This is a genomic window from Streptomyces sp. NBC_01635, from assembly GCF_045209715.1.
GTDB lineage: Bacteria > Actinomycetota > Actinomycetes > Streptomycetales > Streptomycetaceae > Streptomyces > Streptomyces hirsutus.
The window spans coordinates 5,972,540-5,992,783 of sequence record NZ_CP109277.1 but is presented as its reverse complement, the minus strand read 5'-3'; the positions used below and the strand labels follow the sequence as shown (position 1 = coordinate 5,992,783).

The following is a 20,244-nucleotide window of genomic DNA, read 5'->3' as shown; positions in this document are numbered from 1 at the left end:
AGCAGCAGCACACACGCACGGCAGCACCGACCCGTACGAAAAGGAGCCGCCGCCATGGCAGCGGGCGCCCCCCGGTTCTTCGTCTCCCACATCTCCGGCGTCGCCGCCTTCGATCCGGCCGGTGACCTGGTGGGGCGTGTGCGCGATCTGGTCGTGATGCTGCGGGTGGGCGGGCGACCACCGAGGCTGCTCGGTCTGGTGGTCGAACTCCCCAGTCGGCGCCGCATCTTCCTGCCCATGAACCGGGTGACCGCCGTGCAGTCCGGTCAGGTCATCACCACCGGCGTGCTCAACGTCCGGCGCTTCGAGCAGCGGCCCACCGAACGGCTCGTCTTCGGCGAGCTCCTGGACCGCAGGGTGACGCTCGTGGAGACCGGTGAGGAGGTCACCGTCCTCGACCTGTCGGTGCACCAGCCGTCGGCCCGCCGGGAATGGTTGATCGACCGGGTGTTCGTCCGCAAGGGCAAGAAGGGTGGAACGTTTCGGCGGGGCAAGGGGGAGACGCTCACCGTCGAGTGGTCGGCGGTCAGCGGGTTCTCGCTGGAGGAGCAGGGGCAGGGCGCCGAGAATCTGCTCGCCACGTTCGAGCAGTTGCGCCCCGCCGACCTGGCCAACGTCCTGCACCACCTCTCCGCCAAGCGCCGCGCCGAGGTGGCCGCCGCTCTGGACGACGACCGCCTCGCGGACGTGCTGGAGGAACTGCCCGAGGACGACCAGGTGGAGATCCTCGGCAAGCTGAAGGAGGAGCGCGCCGCCCACGTCCTGGAGGCCATGGATCCGGACGACGCCGCCGACCTGCTCTCCGAGTTGCCCGAGGAGGACAAGGAGCGGCTGCTGAGCCTGATGCAGCCGGAGGACGCGGCCGACATGCGGCGCCTGATGGCGTACGAGGAGCACACGGCGGGCGGTCTGATGACGACCGAGCCGATCGTGCTGAGGCCCGACGCGACCGTCGCCGACGCCCTGGCCCGCATCCGCAACCCGGACCTGTCCCCGGCGCACGCGGCCCAGGTCTACGTGTGCCGTCCGCCGGAGGAGACCCCGACCGGCAAGTACCTGGGCACGGTCCACTTCCAGCGGCTGCTGCGCGATCCTCCGTACACGCTGGTCGGTTCGATCCTCGACGACGATCTGCAGCGTCTGGCACCGGAGGCGGCGCTGCCCGTGGTCGCCGGGTTCTTCGCCACGTACGACATGGTGGCGGCGCCCGTGGTCGACGAGACGGGTGCGCTGCTGGGCGCGGTGACGGTGGACGACGTACTGGACCACATGCTGCCGGACGACTGGCGGGAGACCGAGTTCCATCTGAACGAGAACGACGCACCGAACGGCGCGGAGGACACGGACGACGCGGACGGCAGGGGTGTCAGGGACGACGACGGGGGGGTGGTGACCGATGGCACCTGAGCGCGACGGCGTGCGCGAGCAGCGTCACCCGGCGGGCGCCACGGCCGCCGGCCGCGTGCGGACGCCCCGGCTGGACCAGCCGCGTCCGCCCAGGCGCCGACTGCTGCCCGAGTGGGATCCGGAGGCCTTCGGGCGCCTTTCGGAGCGGATCGCGCGTTTCCTGGGGACCGGCCGGTTCATCGTCTGGATGACGGTCGTCATCATCGTGTGGCTGGTGTGGAACGTGTCCGCGCCGGAGGAACTGCGCTTCGACGAGTACCCGTTCATCTTCCTGACCCTGATGCTGTCCCTCCAGGCCTCGTACGCCGCCCCGCTGATCCTGCTGGCGCAGAACAGGCAGGACGACCGCGACCGGGTCAACCTGGAGCAGGACCGCAAGCAGGACGAGCGCGTGATCGCGGACACCGAGTATCTGACCCGGGAGATCGCCGCCCTGCGGATCGGGCTCGGGGAGGTCGCGACGCGCGACTGGATCCGCTCGGAGCTCCAGGACATGATGAAGGATCTCGAGGAAAGACAGAACGGACACCGGGACCACCACGGCTCCATCGCGGCAATGCGGGCACAGAGGTCTCCCGGACGTGACGCAGACGACCGGTAGCGGGCTTACCGGGGGACGTGCGGAGCGCCGTACCATCGACACCATGGCTACGGAAGACGCGGTGCGCGAGGCACTGGCGACAGTGAACGACCCCGAGATCAACCGGCCCATCACCGAGCTCGGGATGGTCAAGTCGGTGGAGATCGGGGCAGACGGAGCGGTCGCGGTCACCGTGTACCTGACGGTCTCCGGCTGCCCGATGCGGGACACGATCACACAGCGGGTGACGGACGCGGTCTCCCGGCTCGAGGGTGTCACGCGGGTCGACGTCACCCTGGACGTGATGAGCGACGAGCAGCGCAAGGAACTGGCGAACGCCCTGCGCGGCGGCCAGGCCGAGCGCGAGGTGCCCTTCGCGAAGCCGGGCAGCCTCACCCGGGTGTACGCGGTCGCCTCCGGCAAGGGCGGTGTCGGCAAGTCGTCGGTGACGGTGAACCTGGCGGCGGCGATGGCGGCCGACGGCCTGAAGGTCGGCGTCGTGGACGCCGACATCTACGGTCACTCGGTGCCGCGCATGCTGGGCGCCGACGGGCGTCCGACCCAGGTCGAGAACATGATCATGCCGCCGTCCGCGCACGGCGTGAAGGTCATCTCCATCGGCATGTTCACCCCGGGCAACGCACCGGTGGTGTGGCGCGGCCCGATGCTGCACCGCGCGCTGCAGCAGTTCCTGGCGGACGTGTACTGGGGCGACCTGGACGTGCTGCTGCTCGACCTGCCGCCGGGCACCGGCGACATCGCGATCTCGGTCGCGCAACTCGTGCCGAACGCCGAGATCCTGGTCGTCACCACGCCTCAGCAGGCGGCGGCCGAGGTCGCCGAGCGGGCGGGCTCCATCGCCGTGCAGACCCACCAGAAGATCGTCGGCGTGGTCGAGAACATGTCCGGCCTGCCCTGCCCGCACTGCGACGAGATGGTCGACGTCTTCGGCACCGGTGGCGGCCAGTCGGTGGCCGACGGCCTGACCCGCACCACGGGCGCCACCGTCCCGGTGCTCGGTTCCATCCCCATCGACGTGCGCCTGCGCGAGGGCGGCGACGAGGGGAAGCCGGTCGTCCTGTCCGACCCGGAGTCCCCCGCGGGTGCGGCGCTCCGCTCGATCGCCGGCAAGCTCGGCGGGCGCCAGCGCGGTCTGGCGGGCCTGGCACTGGGCATCACGCCCCGGAACAAGTTCTGAGGGCTCCGGGCGCCCGTACGGGGCCCTGAGAGCCGCTGTGCCGCGTCCTGCCGGGGCGCCGTCCTCCGGGGCGGCGCCCTTCGCCGTACGAGGACGGCGGTGCGTTCCCCGCCCGGGGCCCGGCGGGTACGCTCCCCGACTCAGGACGCGTAGGCGGTGATGTCCTTGACCACGGCGAAGCCCAGCCCGTACGCGCTCATGCCCCTGCCGTACGCGCCGACGTGCACGCCCGCCCGCGTCGATCCCGCGAGCACCCAGCCGAACTCGGACTCCCGGTAGTGGAACGGCGTCGGCACCCCGTCCACGGGGAGGGACAGCGTCGACCAGTCCGGTCCGTCGAGGTCGTCCGCCAGCACCCAGGCCGTCTCCGTCTGCTGCTCCAGCCAGTCGTCGCGCAGGGAGTGGTCCATCTGGCCCGGCCAGGTGAACGACAGCAGCCCCACTCCGGCGAGCCAGGCCGCGGAGGACACGGAGGTGGCCTCCAGCAGGCCGGTGCCGTCCGCGCTGCGGCGCACCGGGTTGGCGGCCACCGTCACGGCGACCGCGAACCTCTCCTTGGTCTCCTGGCCGCTCTGGGCCGTGTACTCGCTGCGCACCGAGGGCTCGTCGCCGTGCCCGATCGATCCGTGCTCGACGACCCCGTCCGCCGCGGTGCCGACCTGCATCAGCCAGCGCCGCCCCGTGAACGCCTCGTCGAGGCCGTACCAAGGGAAGGGCGCGCTCAGGTAGCCGTCGACCGTACGCCGGGCGGAGTGAACCGGTTGTCCGTCCTCCGCGGCCGACGCCTGCGCGACTGCCCGACTCGTCGTCTCCATGCCCGGACGCCTCCTCGCTCTCGTCGGACCGGGGGCGGCCCGCCCCCCTTCGGGCGTACTCGTCCGGACCGCGCAACAACTGGGGCAGCATAGCCACCTCTTGGGCACCTGCCCGGGAAACCGCCCGGCGCGTGGGCCGCGTGGACGTCCGGTTCGGGCCGTGCGGGGCCCTGACGGAGTATGAAACGCGTCACGTATGCGGGGGCGTACACCCCCGTGCACCCGGCCGCGGTCGCGCCGGGCGAGGCTCAGGTGGCGTCCGCGTCGAAGGGCGGACGGTCGTCGGCGGCCGCCTTCTCGGGCTTCTTCGTCATGTCGAGGCGACCGCCCGAGGCGGACGCGGAGGAGGCGGCGGAGGAGGACTCGGGGTCGCGGCCCTGGACGGCGTCCGTGACCTCGGCCATCTCCTTCTTCAGGTCGAAGCCGCTGCGGATCTCCTTGAGCCCCAGATCGTCGTTGTCCAGCTGCTTGCGGATGAACGTCTTGGGGTTGAGGTCCTCGAACTCGAAGTCCTTGAACTCCGGGCCCAGTTCCTCGCGGATGTCCTGCTTGGCACTGTCCGAGAAGTCGCGGATCTTCCGGATCGTCCTGGTCACGTCCTGGATGACCTTGGGGAGCTTGTCCGGACCGAAGACGAGCACGGCGAGGATGACGAGCGTCACCAGCTCGAGCGGTCCTATGTCATTGAACACCTGAAGCTCCTTGCGATGTCCTCGGCCCTCGGTGGTCAGTGCGTCGACGCGCCCGTGCGTCCGTGCGGTCTTCCGTGGTCCGGGCCGGGTCCACGGTACCCGGCCTCCCCGCACGACCGGTACTGCGCCGGGGCCTCCGGTTGCGTGACGGGGACGGTCTTCGCCGGCTGTTCGCCTTCCCGTGCCTGCCGCGCTCCCGTGGCACGCGCCGCCGTGCCGGCCGTCGTGCCGTCCGGTGTCTAGTCGTCGCCGGAGGAGCCGAGGACCAGCGAGATCTCCCGCTCCTTGCCGCCCCGCTCCAGGGTGAGCTCCAGCCGGTCCCCGGGACGGTGTGCGCGGGTCTTGACGATGAGTTCCTCACCGGAGTGGACGCGCTGCCCGTCGACCTTCGTGATGACGTCGCCGGCCTTGATCCCGGCCTTGTCGCCGGGCCCGCCGGTGCTGACCGGGGACCCGCCGTCGCTGCCCTCGGTGCCGACGCGGGCGCCGTCACCGGCGTAGTCCATGTCCAGGGTGATGCCGATCACCGGGTGGGTCGCCCTGCCGGTGTTGATCAGCTCCTCGGCGACGCGCTTGCCCTGGTTGATCGGGATGGCGAAGCCGAGGCCTATGGAGCCGGCCTGGCCGCCCTCGGCCTCGCCGCCGCCGGCGGCGGAGCGGATGGCGGAGTTGATGCCGATCACGCGGCCCTCGGCGTCGAGCAGGGGGCCGCCGGAGTTGCCGGGGTTGATCGGCGCGTCGGTCTGCAGGGCGTCGACGTACGACACGTCGCTGCCGTCGCCCTGCCCACCGCCCGCCGTGATGGGGCGTTCGCGCGCGCTGATGATGCCGGTGGTGACCGTGCCGGCCAGGTCGAAGGGGGCGCCGATGGCGACCACGGGATCGCCCACCTGCACGTTCTCCGAGTTGCCGAGGGGTAGGGGGGCCAGCCCGTCGACACCCTTGACCTTCACCACGGCGAGGTCGTAGCCGCTGTCCCGGCCGACGACCGTGGCCTCGGCGGTGTCGCCGCTGTGGAAGGTCACGGTGATCTCGCCGTCACGTCCGGCGGGCTGCACGACGTGGTCGTTGGTGAGGATGTGTCCGCGGCCGTCGAGCACGAATCCGGTACCGGTGCCGGCCGACGCCGCCCCGCTGACGTGCAGGGTGACGACGCTGGGCAGGGCCTGCGCGGCGATCCCGGCGATGCTTCCGGGTTCCCGTCCGGCGAGCTCCTCCTCGGCCTGCGGGAGTTCCACGGAACCCACGCCGCCGTTGCGCTCCAGCTGGGTGCCGACGATCCCGCCGACGCTGCCCGAGAGGAGCGCGACCAGCAGCATGAGGCCGACGAGCTTCCTCCTGGCCCGCTTGCGCCGCCGGTCCTCCGTGTCGACCGCGCCCCCGGTCTGCTGCAACGGGGCCGCCGCCGCGGCGGCGGCCCAGGGGTCGTAACGCTGCCAGGGGTCGGCCGGCTCCTGGGCATCCCCTGCCGGAGCGCCCGGAGCCGGGAACACGGGTGCGGGTGCGGGCTCGACCGCGGGTGCGGGGTGGCTCGCGTCCGGGGCCCCGTCCCCGGGCCCGGGGACGCCGGGCGCGGACGGGGCAGCGGCAGCGGGTTCCGGTGCGCCGTGAACAGGCGCGCCGGGCACGGCCATGCCGTGCGGCGGTGTGCCCGGCGCCGGGGGTGCTGTCGGGGCGGGAACCGCCGCGTCCGGCGCGGCGGCTGCCGCCGGATGCTGGACCGGGGGTGCGGGCGCCCAGGGGCCCGGCTCACCGTACGGCGGGGTGCTGTAGGGATCGGGGTCGTGCAGCGGCCGGGGCTGTTCGGACCGGTCCCCGAAGGAACCGGTCGCGACGGGCTCGGAGAACCCTGGGAATTCCGAGAACCCGGAGGACTCGGCAGGATCGGCGGGCCGTGCGGAATCCGTGGCCACGACGGCCTCGCGAGGGCCGGCGGCTCCCGCGGGTTCGCCGCCCTCCGCGGGCACGCCGGCTTCCGTCCCCTCGGCGCTCAGGGGCCGGCGCAGTTCGTAGTCGCCCCCTGCCTCGGCCGAGGACGCGGTGGGCCGGGCGAGTTCGAAGTCGGCGTCCTCCGGTGTGTCCACCGGAGCGGAAGCCGGACCGGCACCGTCGGTGAGGTCCGTGCCGCCGGGGCCGTCGGAGCCGGTGGTGCCACCCGCCGGCGCCGGGCGCTCCAGCTCGAAGTCCCCGTTCCGGTCCGGCTCGGCCAGTTGTTCCCGCTCCCCCGATGGGCTCGCCTTCGGGGACTTCCCGTCGTTCATGCTCTCCCCACAGCTGGCCGCAGATCGTCGACTCCGTGGCTCCGTACGCCTCCGCGCTTCGAAGCCCTGGTCCGGCACCCGGCTCCATGAGCCTGGGCGCGCCACCTGGATTCAACCAGGTTCGCACGCCCGTGCGCAGCGGACGGGCGTGCACAGGCCGGTGTACCGGTCAGCGGATCATGCGGGAGGAAGCGGCGGGGCGGGCGCCGCGGTCACGCCGCCGGAGGAGGCGGAGGGCTCGGGGGGCGACGGGACGGCGGCGGGGAAGCCGCCGGGAGCCCTGAGCCCCGGGGTCGTCTCCCACTCCGTCAGGGACAACGGCGGTATCAGCGGGGCCCTCAGGGCGGCGTCGGCCATGACGGGAGTGGCCGCCAGGGGGCTGTGGCGCCGGGGGGCGGGCGGTGGGGCCCCGGGGAGCAGCGGCGCGGACGCCTGGGTCGGGGCGGCCGGGGTGCCGCCCCGCGCGCTCTGGCCCTGCAGCTGGCCCAGCAGGGGGGCGGAGCTCCGGCGACGCTGGGAATCGGGCGTCGTCGTCGGCGTGCCGCCCTGGGTGCGCAGCGGGGTCACGTTGCTGCCGTTGCCCGAACCGCGGATCTCCGCGTCGGTGGGTGTGATGGTGGCGACACCGCCGAGGGCGATCGCCGCGAGGGACACCGCCCCCGCCGCGGCGGCGGCGAACCGCATCCCGCGCGAGGAGGCCCGGTCCTGCTCGTGCCGGCCGACGTCGTGGATGGGGAAGCCCCGGTCCGCCGTGGCCCTGCCCGACGGGGGCGGGAGCAGGGGGGAGGGCCGCCGGGCGGCCGTGTAGGGGAACTCGAACCGCTCACCGCGTCTGCCGGTCCCGAAGGCTCCGGGCATCCCGCCGAACCGCGCGGGCGGGTCGCCCGGCAGCCCTCCGCCGTCCAGGGGCGAGCCGCCGCCCAGATCGCCGCCCGCCGGAAGGCCCTGAAGGCGGGCCAGGAAGCTCTCGGACGGGGGCGGGGGCGCGGCTTCCGCGAAGACGTTCTTCAAACGGCGCTGCGCGTCCAGCTCCGACTTGCACTTCGTGCAGGTGGCGACGTGCGCCAGTACGCGCTCACGCGCGTCATGACCCAACTCTCCGTCCACCAGGGCGGAAAGCCGGTCTCCCAGGTGCTCCTCTGCGAGGTGTCCCTCGGCAGGTTTCGGACGTGAACCACTCACGTGCTCGCGCCCCCTCCTCCCAATGCGGGAACACGCGGCACGAAGGAGCGGCGCTCCGTGCGCGCCTGGGGCGAGCGGTGAGCGAGGGCCTTGCGCAGCTGGGAGCGCCCGCGGTGGATCCGGGAGCGGACCGTACCGAGCTTGACGCCGAGGGTCGCGGCGATCTCCTCGTACGACAGTCCCTCGATGTCGCAGAGGACCACCGCGGCGCGGAATTCGGGCGCGAGCGTGTCGAGGGCCTGCTGGACGTCCGCGTCGAAGTGGGTGTCGTTGAAGACCTGCTGGGGGGTGGGCTCCTTGCTGGGGAGCCGCTCGGCCGCGTCGTCGCCCAGCGAGTCGAAACGGATGCGCTGCTTGCGGCGCACCATGTCCAGGAAGAGGTTGGTCGTGATGCGGTGCAGCCAGCCCTCGAAGGTGCCCGGTGTGTACGTCGACAGCGAGCGGAAGACGCGGACGAAGACCTCCTGGGTGAGGTCCTCCGCGTCGTGCTGGTTACCGGTGAGGCGGTAGGCGAGCCGGTAGACCCGGCCGCTGTGCGTGCTGACGATCTCCTCCCACGTGGGCGGAGTCCACGCCTGCCCGTCCGCGTCGGTGGAGAAGCTCGCGGTCTGGGCCGGCTCGGCGGCGTGGCTGTGGTCAGCAGCGGTGTCGTTCACGGATTTCGGCCTACCCGCCGATCCAAGGAAGCGCCTCAGCACTCCTCCCCGATCCACAGGTGCAGCCGCACCTCCCCTATCGGCTCTGGTGGTGTCCAGTAGAGCCCCTACCATAGCCACCTCGCCCGTTAGCTCCGGATAAGCGGTTTTGCGAGAAAATGATGCGGGCTGCCACGGCTCGTGGCCCTGCGTCAGCACTTGCTCGGTGTCCCCGCTCATACGCCCACCCCCTCCACGGCACACGCCGCTCGCTCTTCCCTGTAAACGACCGGTCCCATCAGTGGGTTCCCGGTGTCAACGGATAAAGTCACGCCGAGGCAACCACGGGGACAGGAGAGGGTCATTACCGCCAACCGGCAGACGAGCTGGGCGTTCGCGGACGCCTATGTCGCCGAGGACGAGGCGCTGCACTGGGCCCGGGACCGGGCCCAGGAGGCAGGGCTGCGCTCGGTGTCGCCCGGTACGGGTGCGGCCCTGCGGTTGCTCGCGGCCACCGTGGACGCCAAGGCGGTCGCGGAGATCGGCACCGGCTGCGGCGTCTCCGGGATCCACCTGCTGCACGGCATGCGGCCGGACGGTGTGCTGACCACGGTCGACCAGGAACCGGAGCACCAGCAGTCCGCCCGCCAGGCCTTCCGCACGGCGGGCTTCGCCGCCAACAGGGCCCGTTTCATCCCGGGGCGGGCGCTGGACGTCCTGCCCCGCCTCGCGGACTCCGGCTACGACCTCGTCTTCTGCGACGGGGACCGGCTCGAGTACCAGGACTATCTCGCGGAATCGTTGCGTCTGCTGCGCCCGGGAGGCCTGGTCGCCTTCGAAGGGGTCTTCGCGAACGGCCGGACGGTGGACTCCGGTCCGCAGCCCACCGAGGTGCTGCGGCTGCGGGAACTGGTCCGGGCCCTGCGCGAGAGCCAGGATCTGGTGTCGTCCCTGCTGCCCGTGGGTGACGGACTGCTCTGCGCCGTGAAGCGGTAGCGGACGGTTCCGGACGCGCGGACGTGAAACGCGGCGAACCTCTCCGGCACCACTCCCACCTGCGCAAACAGTCGCCCCGGTGCCGTATGCGGCACCGGGGCGACTGAAAGGGTATGGTCGCTTGCGCGTCAGCCGACGACCTTCTTGAGAGCATCGCCGAGCGCGTCGGCCTCATCCGGGGTCAGCTCGACGACGAGCCGCCCGCCGCCTTCGAGCGGAACGCGCATGACGATGCCCCGCCCCTCCTTGGTCACCTCGAGCGGGCCATCACCCGTCCGCGGCTTCATGGCCGCCATGCTCGTTCCCCTTCCTGAAACCCAGCTCAACCGTCTAGCCGACGGCCCACTGAAGGGCACCTGCGGTCCTTGAAGCAGGACACACGCCACCGGCATCGAACACATTGCTTCCAGGCCATTATCCCGCATCTCAGGACCCGATGACCAACACCAGTCGGCATCGCTTGGGCAACGCGCGCGAGCAAAACCACCCAATTCGGCGATGTGGCTGCGATACTGCGCCCCCTTACGCCACTCCCCCGACGGAAATCGGTCCGGAATTCTTTGACGCAGGTCACATGCGGGCCCCACGCCGGCGCCGACGATCTCCGTCATGCTGTCCTGCAGAGGGACTACTGACGGGTAGGTCCACGAGCCGCGACGCGGAGGGATACACCATGGCCGACACCGTGCTCTACGAGGTGAGCGACGGACTCGCGACGATCACACTGAACCGCCCGGAGGCGATGAACGCGCTGAACGTGGCGGCGAAGGTCGCTCTCCGGGACGCGGTCCGGGCCGCCGCGGACGACGAGGGCGTGCGGGCCGTGCTGCTGACCGCCGCCGGTGACCGGGCGTTCTGCGTCGGACAGGACCTCAAGGAGCACATCGGGCTGCTGGTCGCCGACCGGGAGGACGGCGGCGGGCGCACGATGAGCACGGTGCACGAGCACTACAACCCGATCGTGAAGGCGCTCGCCGGGGCCGCGAAGCCGGTGGTCGCCGCGGTGAACGGGGTGGCGGCCGGGGCGGGCTTCGGCTTCGCGCTGGCGGCGGACTACCGGATCGTGGCCGACACGGCGGCGTTCAACACGTCGTTCGCCGGGGTCGCGCTGACCGCGGACTCCGGGATCTCCTGGACGCTGCCGCGGGTCGTCGGCCCGAGCCGCGCCACCGACCTGCTGCTCTTCCCCCGCAGCATCACGGCCCAGGAGGCGTACGACCTCGGGATCGCGAACCGGCTGGTCCCGGCCGCCGAGCTGCGCGCGGAGGCGGAGAAGACGGCGCGGGCGCTGGCCGCGGGACCGACGGTGGCGTACGCGGCGCTGAAGGAGTCGGTGGCGTACGGGCTCACCCACTCCCTGGAGGAGGCCCTGGAGAAGGAGGACGAGCTCCAGACCCGGGCGGGCGCCTCCGAGGACCACACGATCGCCGTGCAGGCCTTCGTCGACAAGGAGAAGCCGAAGTACCGGGGCCGCTGACTCCGGGGCGGCAGGTCCGGGGGCGGCAGGTCCGGGGCGGTCCGCGCCGCGGACCGCTCGCCTTCGGGGGTTCAGGCCTGTCGGGCCACGCAGTCCTTCAGGTGGTCGTCGACCAGGCCGCAGGCCTGCATCAGCGCATAGGCCGTGGTGGGGCCGACGAAGCGCAGGCCCCGCTTCTTCAGGGCCTTGGACAGCGCCGTCGACTCGGGGGTCACCGCGGGGACGTCGGCGAGGGTCACCGGTGCCGGACGGCCGGCCGGGTCGGGGGCGTGCGACCAGATCAGGGCGTCCAGGTCGCCGGGCGCCCACCCGGCCAGCACCCGCGCGTTGCCCAGGGTCGCGTCGATCTTGGCGCGATTGCGGATGATGCCGGCGTCGGCCAGCAGACGCTCCCGGTCGGCGTCGGTGAACTCCGCGACGGCCGCGATCCGGAAACCGGCGAAGGCGGTACGGAAGCCCGGACGGCGGCGCAGGATCGTGAGCCACGACAGGCCGGACTGGAAGGCCTCCAGGCTGAGGCGCTCGAACAGGGCGTCGTCCCCGTGGACCGGGCGGCCCCACTCCTCGTCGTGGTACGCGACGTAGTCCTCGGTGGACAGGGCCCAGGGGCAGCGCGGGGCGCCGTCCGGACCTGCGAGGGCGGCTCCGTCGGTCACGACTGGTCGCCCTCCTGGCGCGCGGCGGGCTTGTCCAGGGCGATGTGGGCCGCGACGGCACGGGCACCGGCCAGCGCGGACTCCAGGTCGGCGATCCGGGCGTCGCGCTCGGCGAGCTCGGCGCCGAGGCGGCTCAGTGCGTCGTCCACGTCGGCCATGCGGTAACCGCGGGCGGCGAGGGGGATGCGAAGGCCGTCCACGTCCGCGCGGCCGACCGGGCGGTCCAGCGGCAGGGTGTCCCTCAGCCGGTCGGGGGCCGCTTCGGGCAGCGGGCCGCTCTCTCCGCCGCCCACCACGGCGAGGGTCACCGCGGCGACCACGACGGCGAGCGCGACGACCAGGAACAGGAACATAACCATCGCTGAGGTCCCCAGGATTGGATCGAGCCGGAGTCGGATGTGTGGCTCCGATCGTGCCATGCGAGTCTGACAGTCGGGGTCACAGGTGGCCGGGACGGCCGGCGGACCGCACCGACGAGAAGAGGTCTTTGGGGATGCTCAGGCTGGGCAGGCGGGAATTCGCACCGCACGAACCGGTGATCATGGCCATCGTGAACCGGACCCCGGACTCCTTCTACGACCAGGGCGCGACCTTCCACGACGAACCGGCGCTCACGCGCGTGGAGCAGGCGGTGGCCGAGGGCGCCGCGATCATCGACATCGGCGGGGTGAAGGCCGGGCCGGGCGAGGAGGTGTCCGCCGAGGAGGAGGCGCGGCGGACGGTCGGTTTCGTCGCCGAGGTGCGGCGGCGCTTCCCGGACGTCGTGATCAGCGTGGACACCTGGCGGCACGAGGTCGGCGAGGCCGTGTGCGAGGTGGGGGCGGACGTACTGAACGACGCCTGGGGCGGGGTCGATCCGCGGCTCGCGGAGGTCGCCGCGCGGTACGGCGCCGGGCTGGTGTGCACCCACGCGGGAGGCGCACTGCCGCGGACCCGGCCGCACCGGGTGGAGTACGAGGACGTGATGGCCGACATCCTCGACCGGACGCTGGGGCTGGCGGAGCGCGCGGTGTCCCTGGGCGTGCCGCGGGAGTCGGTGATGATCGATCCCGGGCACGACTTCGGCAAGAACACCCGGCACAGTCTCGAGGCGACGCGGCGGCTGGACGAGATGGTCGCCACCGGGTGGCCGGTGCTGGTGTCGCTGTCCAACAAGGACTTCGTCGGGGAGACGTTGGACCGGCCGGTCAAGGAGCGGGTGCTGGGGACGCTCGCGACGACCGCGGTGTCGGCGTGGCTGGGGGCGCGGGTGTACCGGGTGCACGAGGTGGCGGAGACGCGGCAGGTGCTGGACATGGTGGCGTCCATCGCGGGCCACCGCGCTCCGGCGGTGGCCCGGCGAGGGCTGGCGTAGGGCTCCGCCCCGGGGTGGCGGTTCTGTCCCTGCGCCGTTTCACGGGCGCCGGCCCTGAGCCCCTGGCGTGGGGCTCCGCCCGGACCCCGCCGGGGGCTTCGCCCCCGGACTCCGGCCTCTGCCCGCCACCCGACTCGGCGCGTCCGAGAGTGCCCCACGGCCCAGGACGGCCACTCGGCGGGACGGGAAGGCCCCGGCCCGCTCGGTGGGCCGGGGGCGGGAGGCCAGTGGGCGGGGGCCGTCGGGTCAGCGGCCCGCTTCCTTGGACACCAGGGCCACCGCTTCGTCCACGTCGTCCGTGACGTGGAAGAGGAGGAGGTCCTTCTCGGCCGCCTTGCCCTGGGCGATGACCGTGCTGCGCAGCCAGTCGACCAGGCCGCCCCAGTACTCGGTGCCGAACAGGACGATGGGGAACTGGGTGATCTTCTGCGTCTGGACCAGGGTCAGCGCCTCGAAGAGTTCGTCGAGGGTGCCGAGGCCGCCGGGCAGGACGACGAAGCCCTGCGAGTACTTGACGAACATCAGCTTGCGGACGAAGAAGTACCGGAAGTTCAGGCCGATGTCGACGTAGCTGTTGAGCCCCTGCTCGAAGGGCAGCTCGATGCCGAGGCCGACCGAGACGCCGTCGGCCTCGCAGGCGCCCTTGTTGGCCGCCTCCATCGCGCCGGGGCCGCCGCCGGTGATGACGGCGAAGTTCGCCTCGACCAGGCCCCGGCCCAGCCGGACGCCGACGTCGTACTCCGGCGAGTCCACCGGTGTGCGTGCCGAGCCGAAGACGCTGATGGCGGGGGGCAGCTCGGCGAGCGTGCCGAACCCCTCGATGAACTCCGACTGGATGCGCAGCACCCGCCAGGGGTCGGTGTGCACCCAGTCCGAGGGGGCACGCCCGTCCAGCAGCCGCTGGTCCGTGGTGCTTGTCTGGACCTGGTCCCGCCTGCGGAGCACTGGGCCCAGCCGCTGCTCCTCCGGTGGGATCTGCTTGCCCTCGGGGTTGCCAGTAGCCATGTGTGCTCCCTCCGTTCGCGGTCTCCCCGGCTCAGGAGATCGCCGAGATTCCGGGGAGAGGTCGTTCCACCTCAGCGTAGATCCACGCGGGTTACGTCTGGGGGACGTCAGCATGTCCGCAGGACAGCGTTCCAAACGCCTCCTCGGGGTGGCGTGCTCACGCGGTCAGCCAGGACCGCAGCCGCTCCTCCCCCGCGAGGATCTTCGCCGTCTCGACGCGTTCGTCCCTCTTGTGCGCCAAGTGCGGGTTGCCGGGGCCGTAGTTGACCGCCGGGATGCCGAGCGCGGAGAAGCGGGAGACGTCCGTCCACCCGTACTTGGGCTGGGGGGTGCCGCCGACCGCCTCGATGAAGGCGGCCGCGGCCGGGTGGGACAGACCGGGCAGGGCCGCGCCGCTGTGGTCGTCGACGACGAACTCGCTCACGCCGCAGTCCGCGAAGACCTCGCGGACGTGGGCGAGGGCCTCGGCCTCGGAGCGGTCGGGGGCGTAGCGGAAGTTGACGGTGACGACGCACTCGTCGGGGATGACGTTGCCGGCGACGCCCCCGGAGATGCCCACCGCGTTCAGGCCCTCGCGGTACTCCAGGCCGTCGATCACCGGGTGGCGCGGCTCGTAGGAGGCGAGGCGGGCGAGGATGGGGGACGCCGCGTGGATCGCGTTGGAGCCCATCCAGCTCCGCGCGGAGTGGGCGCGCTCGCCGGTGGTCTTCAGCAGCACCCGGAGCGTGCCCTGGCAGCCGCCCTCGACCTGGCCGTCGGAGGGCTCGAGGAGGACCGCGAAGTCGCCCTCCAGCCAGTCGGGGTGCTGCTCGGCGACGTGCTTGAGGCCGTTGAGGTCCGCGGAGACCTCCTCGTTGTCGTAGAAGACGAAGGTGAGGTCCCGATTGGGGGCGGGGACGGTGGCCGCGATGCGCAGTTGGACGGCCACACCCGCCTTCATGTCGCAGGTGCCGCAGCCCCACAGCACGCCGTCCTCGTCGAGCCGGGAGGGGACGTTGTCCGCGATCGGGACCGTGTCGATGTGACCGGCGAGGATCACGCGCTCCTCGCGCCCCAGGTTCGTACGGGCCACGACGTTGTTGCCGTACCGGTCGACCGTGAGGTGCGGCAGGGTGCGCAGGACGGATTCGATCGCGTCCGCGAGCGGCTTCTCGGTGCCGCTGACGGAGGGGAAGTCGACGAGCCGCGCGGTCAGGCGTGCCGCGTCCGAAGTGAGGTCAAGCGGTGTGTCGGCCATGCCGAGACCCTAACCCGCTGGTCCGGGCACACTGTCCGCACCCGGCACACACGGCTCCTACTCTCCAGTACCTTGTACGCGTGTCAGAGCCACCACTTCCTTCCAAGCGTCGAGGCCGCTTCTTCCGCTTCGGAGCCGCCTCCGTGGTACTTCTCGGCGTCGCCGGCTACCTGGTGGTCCGGTACGACACGGGCGGCGGGACGAGCGGGCCGGGCTGCCGGGTCGTGTCCGGCAAGGACGACGGGGCCACCTACGAGTTCACGCCCGAGCAGGCGGGGAACGCGGCGACGATCGCCGCCGCGGGCACCGTGCGCGACCTGCCCGAGCGGGCCGTGACGATCGCGCTGGCGACGGCCCTTCAGGAGTCGGCGCTGCGCAACATCGACTACGGGGACCGTGACTCGCTCGGCCTCTTCCAGCAGCGGCCCTCGCAGGGCTGGGGCACGCCGGAGGAGATCATGGACCCGGCGTACTCGGCGGGGAAGTTCTACGACGGCCTGAAGGAGGTGCCGGGGTACACCCGGCTTCCGCTCACCGTCGCCGCCCAGCGGGTGCAGCTCAGCGGCTTCCCGCAGGCGTACGCCAAGCACGAGCCGGACGCCACCCTGCTGGCCGCCGCTCTCACCGGCAGCTCGGAGGCCACGCTGACCTGCGCCGGCCGTCCGGCGGCGACCCGTGCGGCGGGAACGGACGCGGTACGTGACGCGCTGGCCCGGGACTTCGGGCGGGACGCCCTGAAACCGGCCGGCGCCGCGGTAGGCGACGCGGCGGGCTCCGCACCCTCCGCTCCCCGGAACGGCGGCGCCGGCTCCCACGCCGGCTCCGACGGGCGGACCGTGACGCTGCCGGTGTCCACCGAGGCGAACCCGGGCCGGAAGGCCAGGGCTCAGGGCTGGCAGCTCGCGCACTGGGCCGTGGCCAACGCCTCCGAGCTGCACATAGAGCGGGTGGCGTACGCGGGGCGGGAGTGGACCGCCGGGGACGGCAGCGGCCGGTGGACCCCGGTCGACGGCGAGGACCGCGGGGACGGCAAGAACTCCGCGGGCGCGGACGGCGGCGCGGACGCGGTCCGGATCACGGCCGCGCCCTAGACCGCACGGCAGCCCGCGCAACAGCCCGCACAGCCCGCACAGCCCTCCGCACGGTTGCTCGATGGCTCACCCCCGGGGGTTGCCCCGGGGGCCCGGCTGTTGACGAGGTGAGCGGGTTTACGCGTCCTCGCCCCCGGTTCGGCGTCCTCCTTGGGGCTCGGGCGCTGTAACCATTCGGCAGCCCGTCGAACGGTGTACCGTTCGTCCGTTTTTCGGTGTAACCGATCATGCGACGCATTGCCCATTCTTTACGCCGCCCCACCGCAACCTTCCCGGTCTTCGAGCGGTATTCACTGCGTCCGGCTCCGGCGCCCGCTCACCGGAGACCCAACGGATCGACGTGGATCGACCACCGGGTCCGGCCGGACGTTCACCGTTCTCTCCCGCCGAAGGAGCACCATGTCCCTCCCCCTGACCCGTCGGATCGCCCGTGCCGCGCTGCTCGTCGCCGCCGGAGCAGCCGCCGGGGTCGGTGCGGCCGGTTCCGCCACCGCGGCCCCCGAGCTGCCGGCCACCCCGAGCGTCGGCGGTCTGACCGTCCTGGACCAGGCCGGCGCGACCGGCACCGTGGACGACGCGACGCACGCCGTCACCGAGACCGCGGGCGGCACCGGTGGCCAGGCGCTCGGGCAGGCCGCGCCGGTGGCGGCCCAGGCCGCCGAGGGCACGTTGCCGACCGACGCCGTCCCGCTGGACGGCGTGCAGACCGCCCGGACCCTCCCGGCCCCGGCGCTGCCGCTCGGCTGAACCGCCCGGATCGGCCCGGCCGCACGGACGCCGACGGGGCCCAGGAAGAACCTGGGCCCCGTCGGCGTCCGTGCTGCTGCCCCGCTCACGCCTTCAGGCGTTCCACCGCCGCCCGTACCCGCTCGTCCGTGGCGGTGAGGGCGACGCGTACGAACCGCTCGCCGGCCGGGCCGTAGAAGTCGCCCGGTGCCACCAGGATGCCGAGCTCGGCGAGGCGGGCGACGGTGTCCCAGCAGGACTCGTCGCGGGTGGCCCAGAGGTAGAGCCCGCCCTCGCTGTGCTCGATGCGGAAGCCGTGCCCCAGGAGGGCCATCCGCAGCGCGGTGCGACGGGCCGTGTAGCGCTCGCGCTGGACGCGGACGTGCTCGTCGTCGCCCAGCGCCGCCACCACGGCCGCCTGGGTGGGCGCCGAGGTCATCATGCCGCCGTGCTTGCGGATCTGCAGCAGCGGGCCGAGGACGGCCGGGTCGCCGGCCAGGAAGGCGGCGCGGTAGCCCGCGAGGTTGGACCGCTTGGACAGCGAGTGCACGGCGACGATGCCGTCGTACGAGCCGCCGTTGACGTCCGGGTGCAGCACCGAGACCGGGTCGGCGTCCCAGCCCAGTTCGAGGTAGCACTCGTCGGAGAGGACCAGGACGCCGTGCTCGCGGGCCCAGGCGACGATGCGGGTCAGCTCCGCCTTGGGGAGCACCCGGCCCGTGGGGTTGGACGGGGAGTTCAGCCAGAGGAGCTTCAGGCCCGTCGGGTCCAGCTCGGTCGGGTCGTCGTACGCCTCGTACTCCGCGCGGGCCAGGCGGGCGCCGACCTCGTACGTCGGATAGGCCAGGCGCGGGTACGCCACCCGGTCGCCGGGACCGAGGCCCAGCTGGGTGGGGAGCCAGGCGACCAGTTCCTTGGAGCCGACGACCGGCAGCACATGGTGGTGGGTGATCCCGCGGGCGCCCAGACGACGCTCCGCCCAGCGCGTGAGCGCGTCCCGCAGTTCCGGGGTGCCCCAGACCGTGGGATAGCCCGGGGAGTCCGCGGCGGCGATCAGGGCCTTCTGGATCGGCTCGGGGACGGGGTCGACGGGAGTGCCCACGGAGAGGTCGACGATGCCGTCGGGGTGCGCGGCGGCGGTCTTCTTGTACGGCTCGAGCTTGTCCCAGGGGAAGGTGGGCAAGCGGTCGGAGACTGCGGACACGGTTACTGGCTCACTTTCATCGGTACGCGTCGGTACACGCCGGTACGGCAAACGCCTCGGCCCCGTACGGCGCCGATCGGGGTGATCAGGCCGTACGGGACCGAGGCGGCGCGGGCGCGGACCGCTTCCGGGCCGCCCGGGTGCTTACGCCTGCGGCGGCAGCGCGGCGATGAACGGGTGGTCGCGCTCGATCAGCCCGAGCTTGCTGGCGCCGCCGGGCGAGCCGAGGTCGTCGAAGAACTCGACGTTGGCCTTGTAGTAGTCCTTCCACTCCTCGGGAGTGTCGTCCTCGTAGAAGATGGCCTCGACCGGGCAGACCGGTTCACAGGCGCCGCAGTCGACGCATTCGTCCGGGTGGATGTACAAGGACCGCTGGCCCTCGTAGATGCAGTCGACCGGGCACTCCTCGATGCACGCCTTGTCCTTCACGTCGACACAAGGCTGCGCGATGACGTAGGTCACGCTGTCGTTCCTCCTCGATAGGGCGCTGGCGGGCCTCCTCAGGCTCCGCCGCCTGGCGCGCGGGAGCGCGGCGTCGTCGATGCCCGCCCCTAGTATCTCCGTTCTTGGGCACGATCCGAACAGGAGGGGTGTACCGACCTGTGGAAATCTCCGCCGCCGGACGTCCAGAGATCCGCATCACCACTGCTGACGTGGGCAAACGGGTCTCCGTACGGAGCTTGATCGAACATGGTCCCCCGGGTGAGAGGTTCACCGACGTGGTCGGAGTTCTCACATCATGGGACAGCGGTGTGCTGCGGATCACACGGAAGAACGGCGAGAGCGTCCTCGTCCGGGAGTCCGCGCTGGTCGCGGGCAAGGTGGTGCCGTCCGCACCGGCCCGCCGGCGCGGTCCCGCCGCCTCGTACGAGGAGCTGGCGCGGGCCGCCGCGCGGGCGTGGCAGCCCGTGGAGAGCGAGCGGCTGGGCGACTGGGAGCTGAGAGCGGCGGCCGGGTTCACCCGCCGGGCCAACTCGGTGCTGCCGCTCGGCGACCCGGGCGTGCCGCTGGACGAGGCGCTGACGACCGTGTGCCGCTGGTACGCCGACCGCGGGCTGCCCGCCTACGTGCAGACGGCGACCGGCGCCGAGGGCACGCAGGAGGCGCTGGGCGCGGAACTGGAGCGGCGGGGCTGGGTGCGGGAGGTGACCGCCCAGCTGTGGGTCGGCGCGCTCGCGCCGGTCGCCGACGCGGGACCGGATCCGTCCGGCGGCGAACCGGCCGGGGTGGACGTCCTGCTGTCCCGGGAGGCCGACGAGGCGTGGCTCGCGCGCTATCAGCGCCGGGGCGTGAGCGAGGTCGCCCTGAAGGTGCTGGGAGGGGGGACCGCCGTGAGCGGAGGAGAAACCGGGAGCGGCAAAGGCCCCTCGGTGTGGTTCGCGACCGTGCCGGCGGGGCACGGTGGACCCGAGGGCGGTGCTCCGGGCGATGCCGCTCCTGCCGCGATCGGGCGGTGTGTCGTGGACGGCCGGTGGGCCGGTTTCGCCGCCGTCGAGGTGGATCCGGCGCTGCGGCGGCGCGGGCTCGCGAGCGCCGTGATGGCCGCGCTGGCCCGGCAGGCGCTCGACGAGGGCGCGTCGGCCGCCTGGCTCCAGGTCGAGGACGACAACACGGCGGCTCACACCCTGTACGGCGGGATGGGTTTCGCCGCGCACCACGCGTACCACCACTACCGCGCGCCCCGGTCGTCGGCTCCGGCCGGCGACGGGGCGCCGTGAGAGGGCACGA

General features: G+C 72.6%; 21 protein-coding genes. 9 read left to right on the top strand and 12 right to left on the bottom strand.

What is annotated here, in order from left to right; genetic code table 11:
- Window positions 1–54 precede the first annotated feature (54 nt).
- The 3 genes from OHB56_RS27970 to OHB56_RS27960 are packed head-to-tail and all read left to right on the top strand — an operon-like array spanning window position 55 to window position 3,185.
- The gene (locus OHB56_RS27970; protein WP_326754621.1) at window positions 55–1,407 is read left to right on the top strand and encodes a magnesium transporter MgtE N-terminal domain-containing protein; all 1,353 of its coding nucleotides are present in this window, start codon (window positions 55–57) and stop codon (window positions 1,405–1,407) included.
- Window positions 1,397–2,008: a DUF1003 domain-containing protein gene (locus OHB56_RS27965; RefSeq protein WP_326754620.1), complete on the top strand. Its 612-nt coding sequence runs from the start codon at window positions 1,397–1,399 to the stop codon at window positions 2,006–2,008. The genes OHB56_RS27970 and OHB56_RS27965 overlap by 11 nt, the downstream gene beginning before the upstream one ends.
- Window positions 2,009–2,051: 43 nt before the next feature.
- Complete coding sequence (locus OHB56_RS27960; protein ID WP_326754619.1) at window positions 2,052–3,185, top strand: Mrp/NBP35 family ATP-binding protein; 1,134 nt, start codon at window positions 2,052–2,054, stop codon at window positions 3,183–3,185.
- A gap of 140 nt (window positions 3,186–3,325) precedes the next feature.
- Here OHB56_RS27960 and OHB56_RS27955 read toward each other — a convergent pair whose 3' ends face one another.
- From OHB56_RS27955 to sigE, 5 genes are all read right to left on the bottom strand, one after another.
- Window positions 3,326–4,000, bottom strand: coding sequence for a hypothetical protein (locus tag OHB56_RS27955; RefSeq protein ID WP_055597697.1), 675 nt, complete (start codon window positions 3,998–4,000; stop codon window positions 3,326–3,328).
- A gap of 248 nt (window positions 4,001–4,248) precedes the next feature.
- Window positions 4,249–4,692, bottom strand: a complete 444-nt coding sequence (locus OHB56_RS27950) for a sec-independent translocase (RefSeq protein WP_326754617.1) — start codon at window positions 4,690–4,692, stop codon at window positions 4,249–4,251.
- 239 nt (window positions 4,693–4,931) lie between these two features.
- Window positions 4,932–6,953, bottom strand: a complete 2,022-nt coding sequence (locus tag OHB56_RS27945; RefSeq protein WP_406356315.1) for a trypsin-like peptidase domain-containing protein — start codon at window positions 6,951–6,953, stop codon at window positions 4,932–4,934.
- A gap of 177 nt (window positions 6,954–7,130) precedes the next feature.
- Window positions 7,131–8,135, bottom strand: a complete 1,005-nt coding sequence (locus OHB56_RS27940; protein ID WP_326754615.1) for a zf-HC2 domain-containing protein — start codon at window positions 8,133–8,135, stop codon at window positions 7,131–7,133.
- Window positions 8,132–8,833 carry an RNA polymerase sigma factor SigE gene (sigE, locus tag OHB56_RS27935; RefSeq protein WP_079035230.1) on the bottom strand — a complete coding sequence of 234 codons (702 nt, stop codon included), beginning with the start codon at window positions 8,831–8,833 and terminating at the stop codon, window positions 8,132–8,134. The genes OHB56_RS27940 and sigE overlap by 4 nt, the downstream gene beginning before the upstream one ends.
- A gap of 249 nt (window positions 8,834–9,082) precedes the next feature.
- Between sigE and OHB56_RS27930 the strand changes: the two genes are divergently transcribed.
- Window positions 9,083–9,766 (top strand): O-methyltransferase, encoded by a 684-nt coding sequence (locus OHB56_RS27930; protein ID WP_079048158.1) that lies wholly within the window; start codon window positions 9,083–9,085, stop codon window positions 9,764–9,766.
- A 128-nt stretch (window positions 9,767–9,894) separates the two neighbouring features.
- On the opposite strand, the gene OHB56_RS27925 is transcribed toward OHB56_RS27930, so the two are convergent.
- A complete protein-coding gene (locus OHB56_RS27925) occupies window positions 9,895–10,062 on the bottom strand; it encodes a DUF3117 domain-containing protein (protein WP_003966491.1) in 168 nt (55 codons plus the stop codon).
- 377 nt (window positions 10,063–10,439) lie between these two features.
- Here OHB56_RS27925 and OHB56_RS27920 point away from each other — a divergent pair, with 377 nt between their 5' ends.
- Entirely contained in the window at window positions 10,440–11,243 is an 804-nt protein-coding gene (locus OHB56_RS27920) for an enoyl-CoA hydratase/isomerase family protein (protein ID WP_055597287.1), read from the top strand.
- A 71-nt stretch (window positions 11,244–11,314) separates the two neighbouring features.
- On the opposite strand, the gene OHB56_RS27915 is transcribed toward OHB56_RS27920, so the two are convergent.
- Together OHB56_RS27915 and OHB56_RS27910 are read right to left on the bottom strand one after the other, a co-directional pair.
- Window positions 11,315–11,899, bottom strand: a complete 585-nt coding sequence (locus tag OHB56_RS27915; RefSeq protein ID WP_326754613.1) for a DNA-3-methyladenine glycosylase I — start codon at window positions 11,897–11,899, stop codon at window positions 11,315–11,317.
- Window positions 11,896–12,258 carry a DivIVA domain protein gene (locus tag OHB56_RS27910; protein WP_326754612.1) on the bottom strand — a complete coding sequence of 121 codons (363 nt, stop codon included), beginning with the start codon at window positions 12,256–12,258 and terminating at the stop codon, window positions 11,896–11,898. Before OHB56_RS27910 ends, OHB56_RS27915 begins: the two co-directional genes overlap by 4 nt.
- A gap of 134 nt (window positions 12,259–12,392) precedes the next feature.
- Between OHB56_RS27910 and folP the strand changes: the two genes are divergently transcribed.
- Window positions 12,393–13,253, top strand: coding sequence for a dihydropteroate synthase (folP, locus tag OHB56_RS27905; RefSeq protein ID WP_055597290.1), 861 nt, complete (start codon window positions 12,393–12,395; stop codon window positions 13,251–13,253).
- A gap of 246 nt (window positions 13,254–13,499) precedes the next feature.
- Here the strand turns inward: folP and OHB56_RS27900 are convergent, their stop codons facing one another.
- A complete protein-coding gene (locus tag OHB56_RS27900; protein WP_326754611.1) occupies window positions 13,500–14,258 on the bottom strand; it encodes a TIGR00730 family Rossman fold protein in 759 nt (252 codons plus the stop codon).
- A 157-nt stretch (window positions 14,259–14,415) separates the two neighbouring features.
- On the bottom strand, window positions 14,416–15,495 hold the full coding sequence (gene dapE, locus OHB56_RS27895; protein WP_326754610.1) for a succinyl-diaminopimelate desuccinylase: 1,080 nt from the start codon (window positions 15,493–15,495) through the stop codon (window positions 14,416–14,418).
- 80 nt (window positions 15,496–15,575) lie between these two features.
- On the opposite strand from dapE, the gene OHB56_RS27890 reads away from it, so the two are divergent.
- Both OHB56_RS27890 and OHB56_RS27885 read left to right on the top strand, forming a co-directional pair.
- Entirely contained in the window at window positions 15,576–16,586 is a 1,011-nt protein-coding gene (locus OHB56_RS27890) for a heavy metal transporter (RefSeq protein WP_326754609.1), read from the top strand.
- Between the two features lie 399 nt (window positions 16,587–16,985).
- Window positions 16,986–17,333, top strand: a complete 348-nt coding sequence (locus OHB56_RS27885; protein ID WP_326754608.1) for an ATP-binding protein — start codon at window positions 16,986–16,988, stop codon at window positions 17,331–17,333.
- Between the two features lie 85 nt (window positions 17,334–17,418).
- Here OHB56_RS27885 and OHB56_RS27880 read toward each other — a convergent pair whose 3' ends face one another.
- Window positions 17,419–18,516, bottom strand: a complete 1,098-nt coding sequence (locus tag OHB56_RS27880) for a bifunctional succinyldiaminopimelate transaminase/glutamate-prephenate aminotransferase (protein WP_055597056.1) — start codon at window positions 18,514–18,516, stop codon at window positions 17,419–17,421.
- A gap of 144 nt (window positions 18,517–18,660) precedes the next feature.
- Entirely contained in the window at window positions 18,661–18,978 is a 318-nt protein-coding gene (gene fdxA, locus OHB56_RS27875; RefSeq protein WP_055572727.1) for a ferredoxin, read from the bottom strand.
- A gap of 140 nt (window positions 18,979–19,118) precedes the next feature.
- Here fdxA and OHB56_RS27870 point away from each other — a divergent pair, with 140 nt between their 5' ends.
- Complete coding sequence (locus OHB56_RS27870) at window positions 19,119–20,234, top strand: GNAT family N-acetyltransferase (RefSeq protein ID WP_326754607.1); 1,116 nt, start codon at window positions 19,119–19,121, stop codon at window positions 20,232–20,234.
- The last annotated feature ends 10 nt before the right edge of the window (window positions 20,235–20,244 follow it).

Bases quoted from the DNA above. Each gene is read 5' to 3' on its own strand.
- OHB56_RS27965 (WP_326754620.1), top strand. From the start codon at position 1,397: ATGGCACCTGAGCGCGACGGCGTGCGCGAGCAGCGTCACCCGGCGGGC.
- OHB56_RS27960 (WP_326754619.1), top strand. From the start codon at position 2,052: ATGGCTACGGAAGACGCGGTGCGCGAGGCACTGGCGACAGTGAACGAC.
- OHB56_RS27955 (WP_055597697.1), bottom strand. From the start codon at position 4,000: ATGGAGACGACGAGTCGGGCAGTCGCGCAGGCGTCGGCCGCGGAGGAC.
- OHB56_RS27925 (WP_003966491.1), bottom strand. From the start codon at position 10,062: ATGGCGGCCATGAAGCCGCGGACGGGTGATGGCCCGCTCGAGGTGACC.
- dapE (WP_326754610.1), bottom strand. From the start codon at position 15,495: ATGGCCGACACACCGCTTGACCTCACTTCGGACGCGGCACGCCTGACC.
- OHB56_RS27945 (WP_406356315.1), bottom strand. From the start codon at position 6,953: ATGAACGACGGGAAGTCCCCGAAGGCGAGCCCATCGGGGGAGCGGGAA.
- folP (WP_055597290.1), top strand. From the start codon at position 12,393: ATGCTCAGGCTGGGCAGGCGGGAATTCGCACCGCACGAACCGGTGATC.
- OHB56_RS27910 (WP_326754612.1), bottom strand. From the start codon at position 12,258: ATGGTTATGTTCCTGTTCCTGGTCGTCGCGCTCGCCGTCGTGGTCGCC.
- OHB56_RS27900 (WP_326754611.1), bottom strand. From the start codon at position 14,258: ATGGCTACTGGCAACCCCGAGGGCAAGCAGATCCCACCGGAGGAGCAG.
- OHB56_RS27885 (WP_326754608.1), top strand. From the start codon at position 16,986: ATGTCCCTCCCCCTGACCCGTCGGATCGCCCGTGCCGCGCTGCTCGTC.
- OHB56_RS27920 (WP_055597287.1), top strand. From the start codon at position 10,440: ATGGCCGACACCGTGCTCTACGAGGTGAGCGACGGACTCGCGACGATC.
- OHB56_RS27970 (WP_326754621.1), top strand. From the start codon at position 55: ATGGCAGCGGGCGCCCCCCGGTTCTTCGTCTCCCACATCTCCGGCGTC.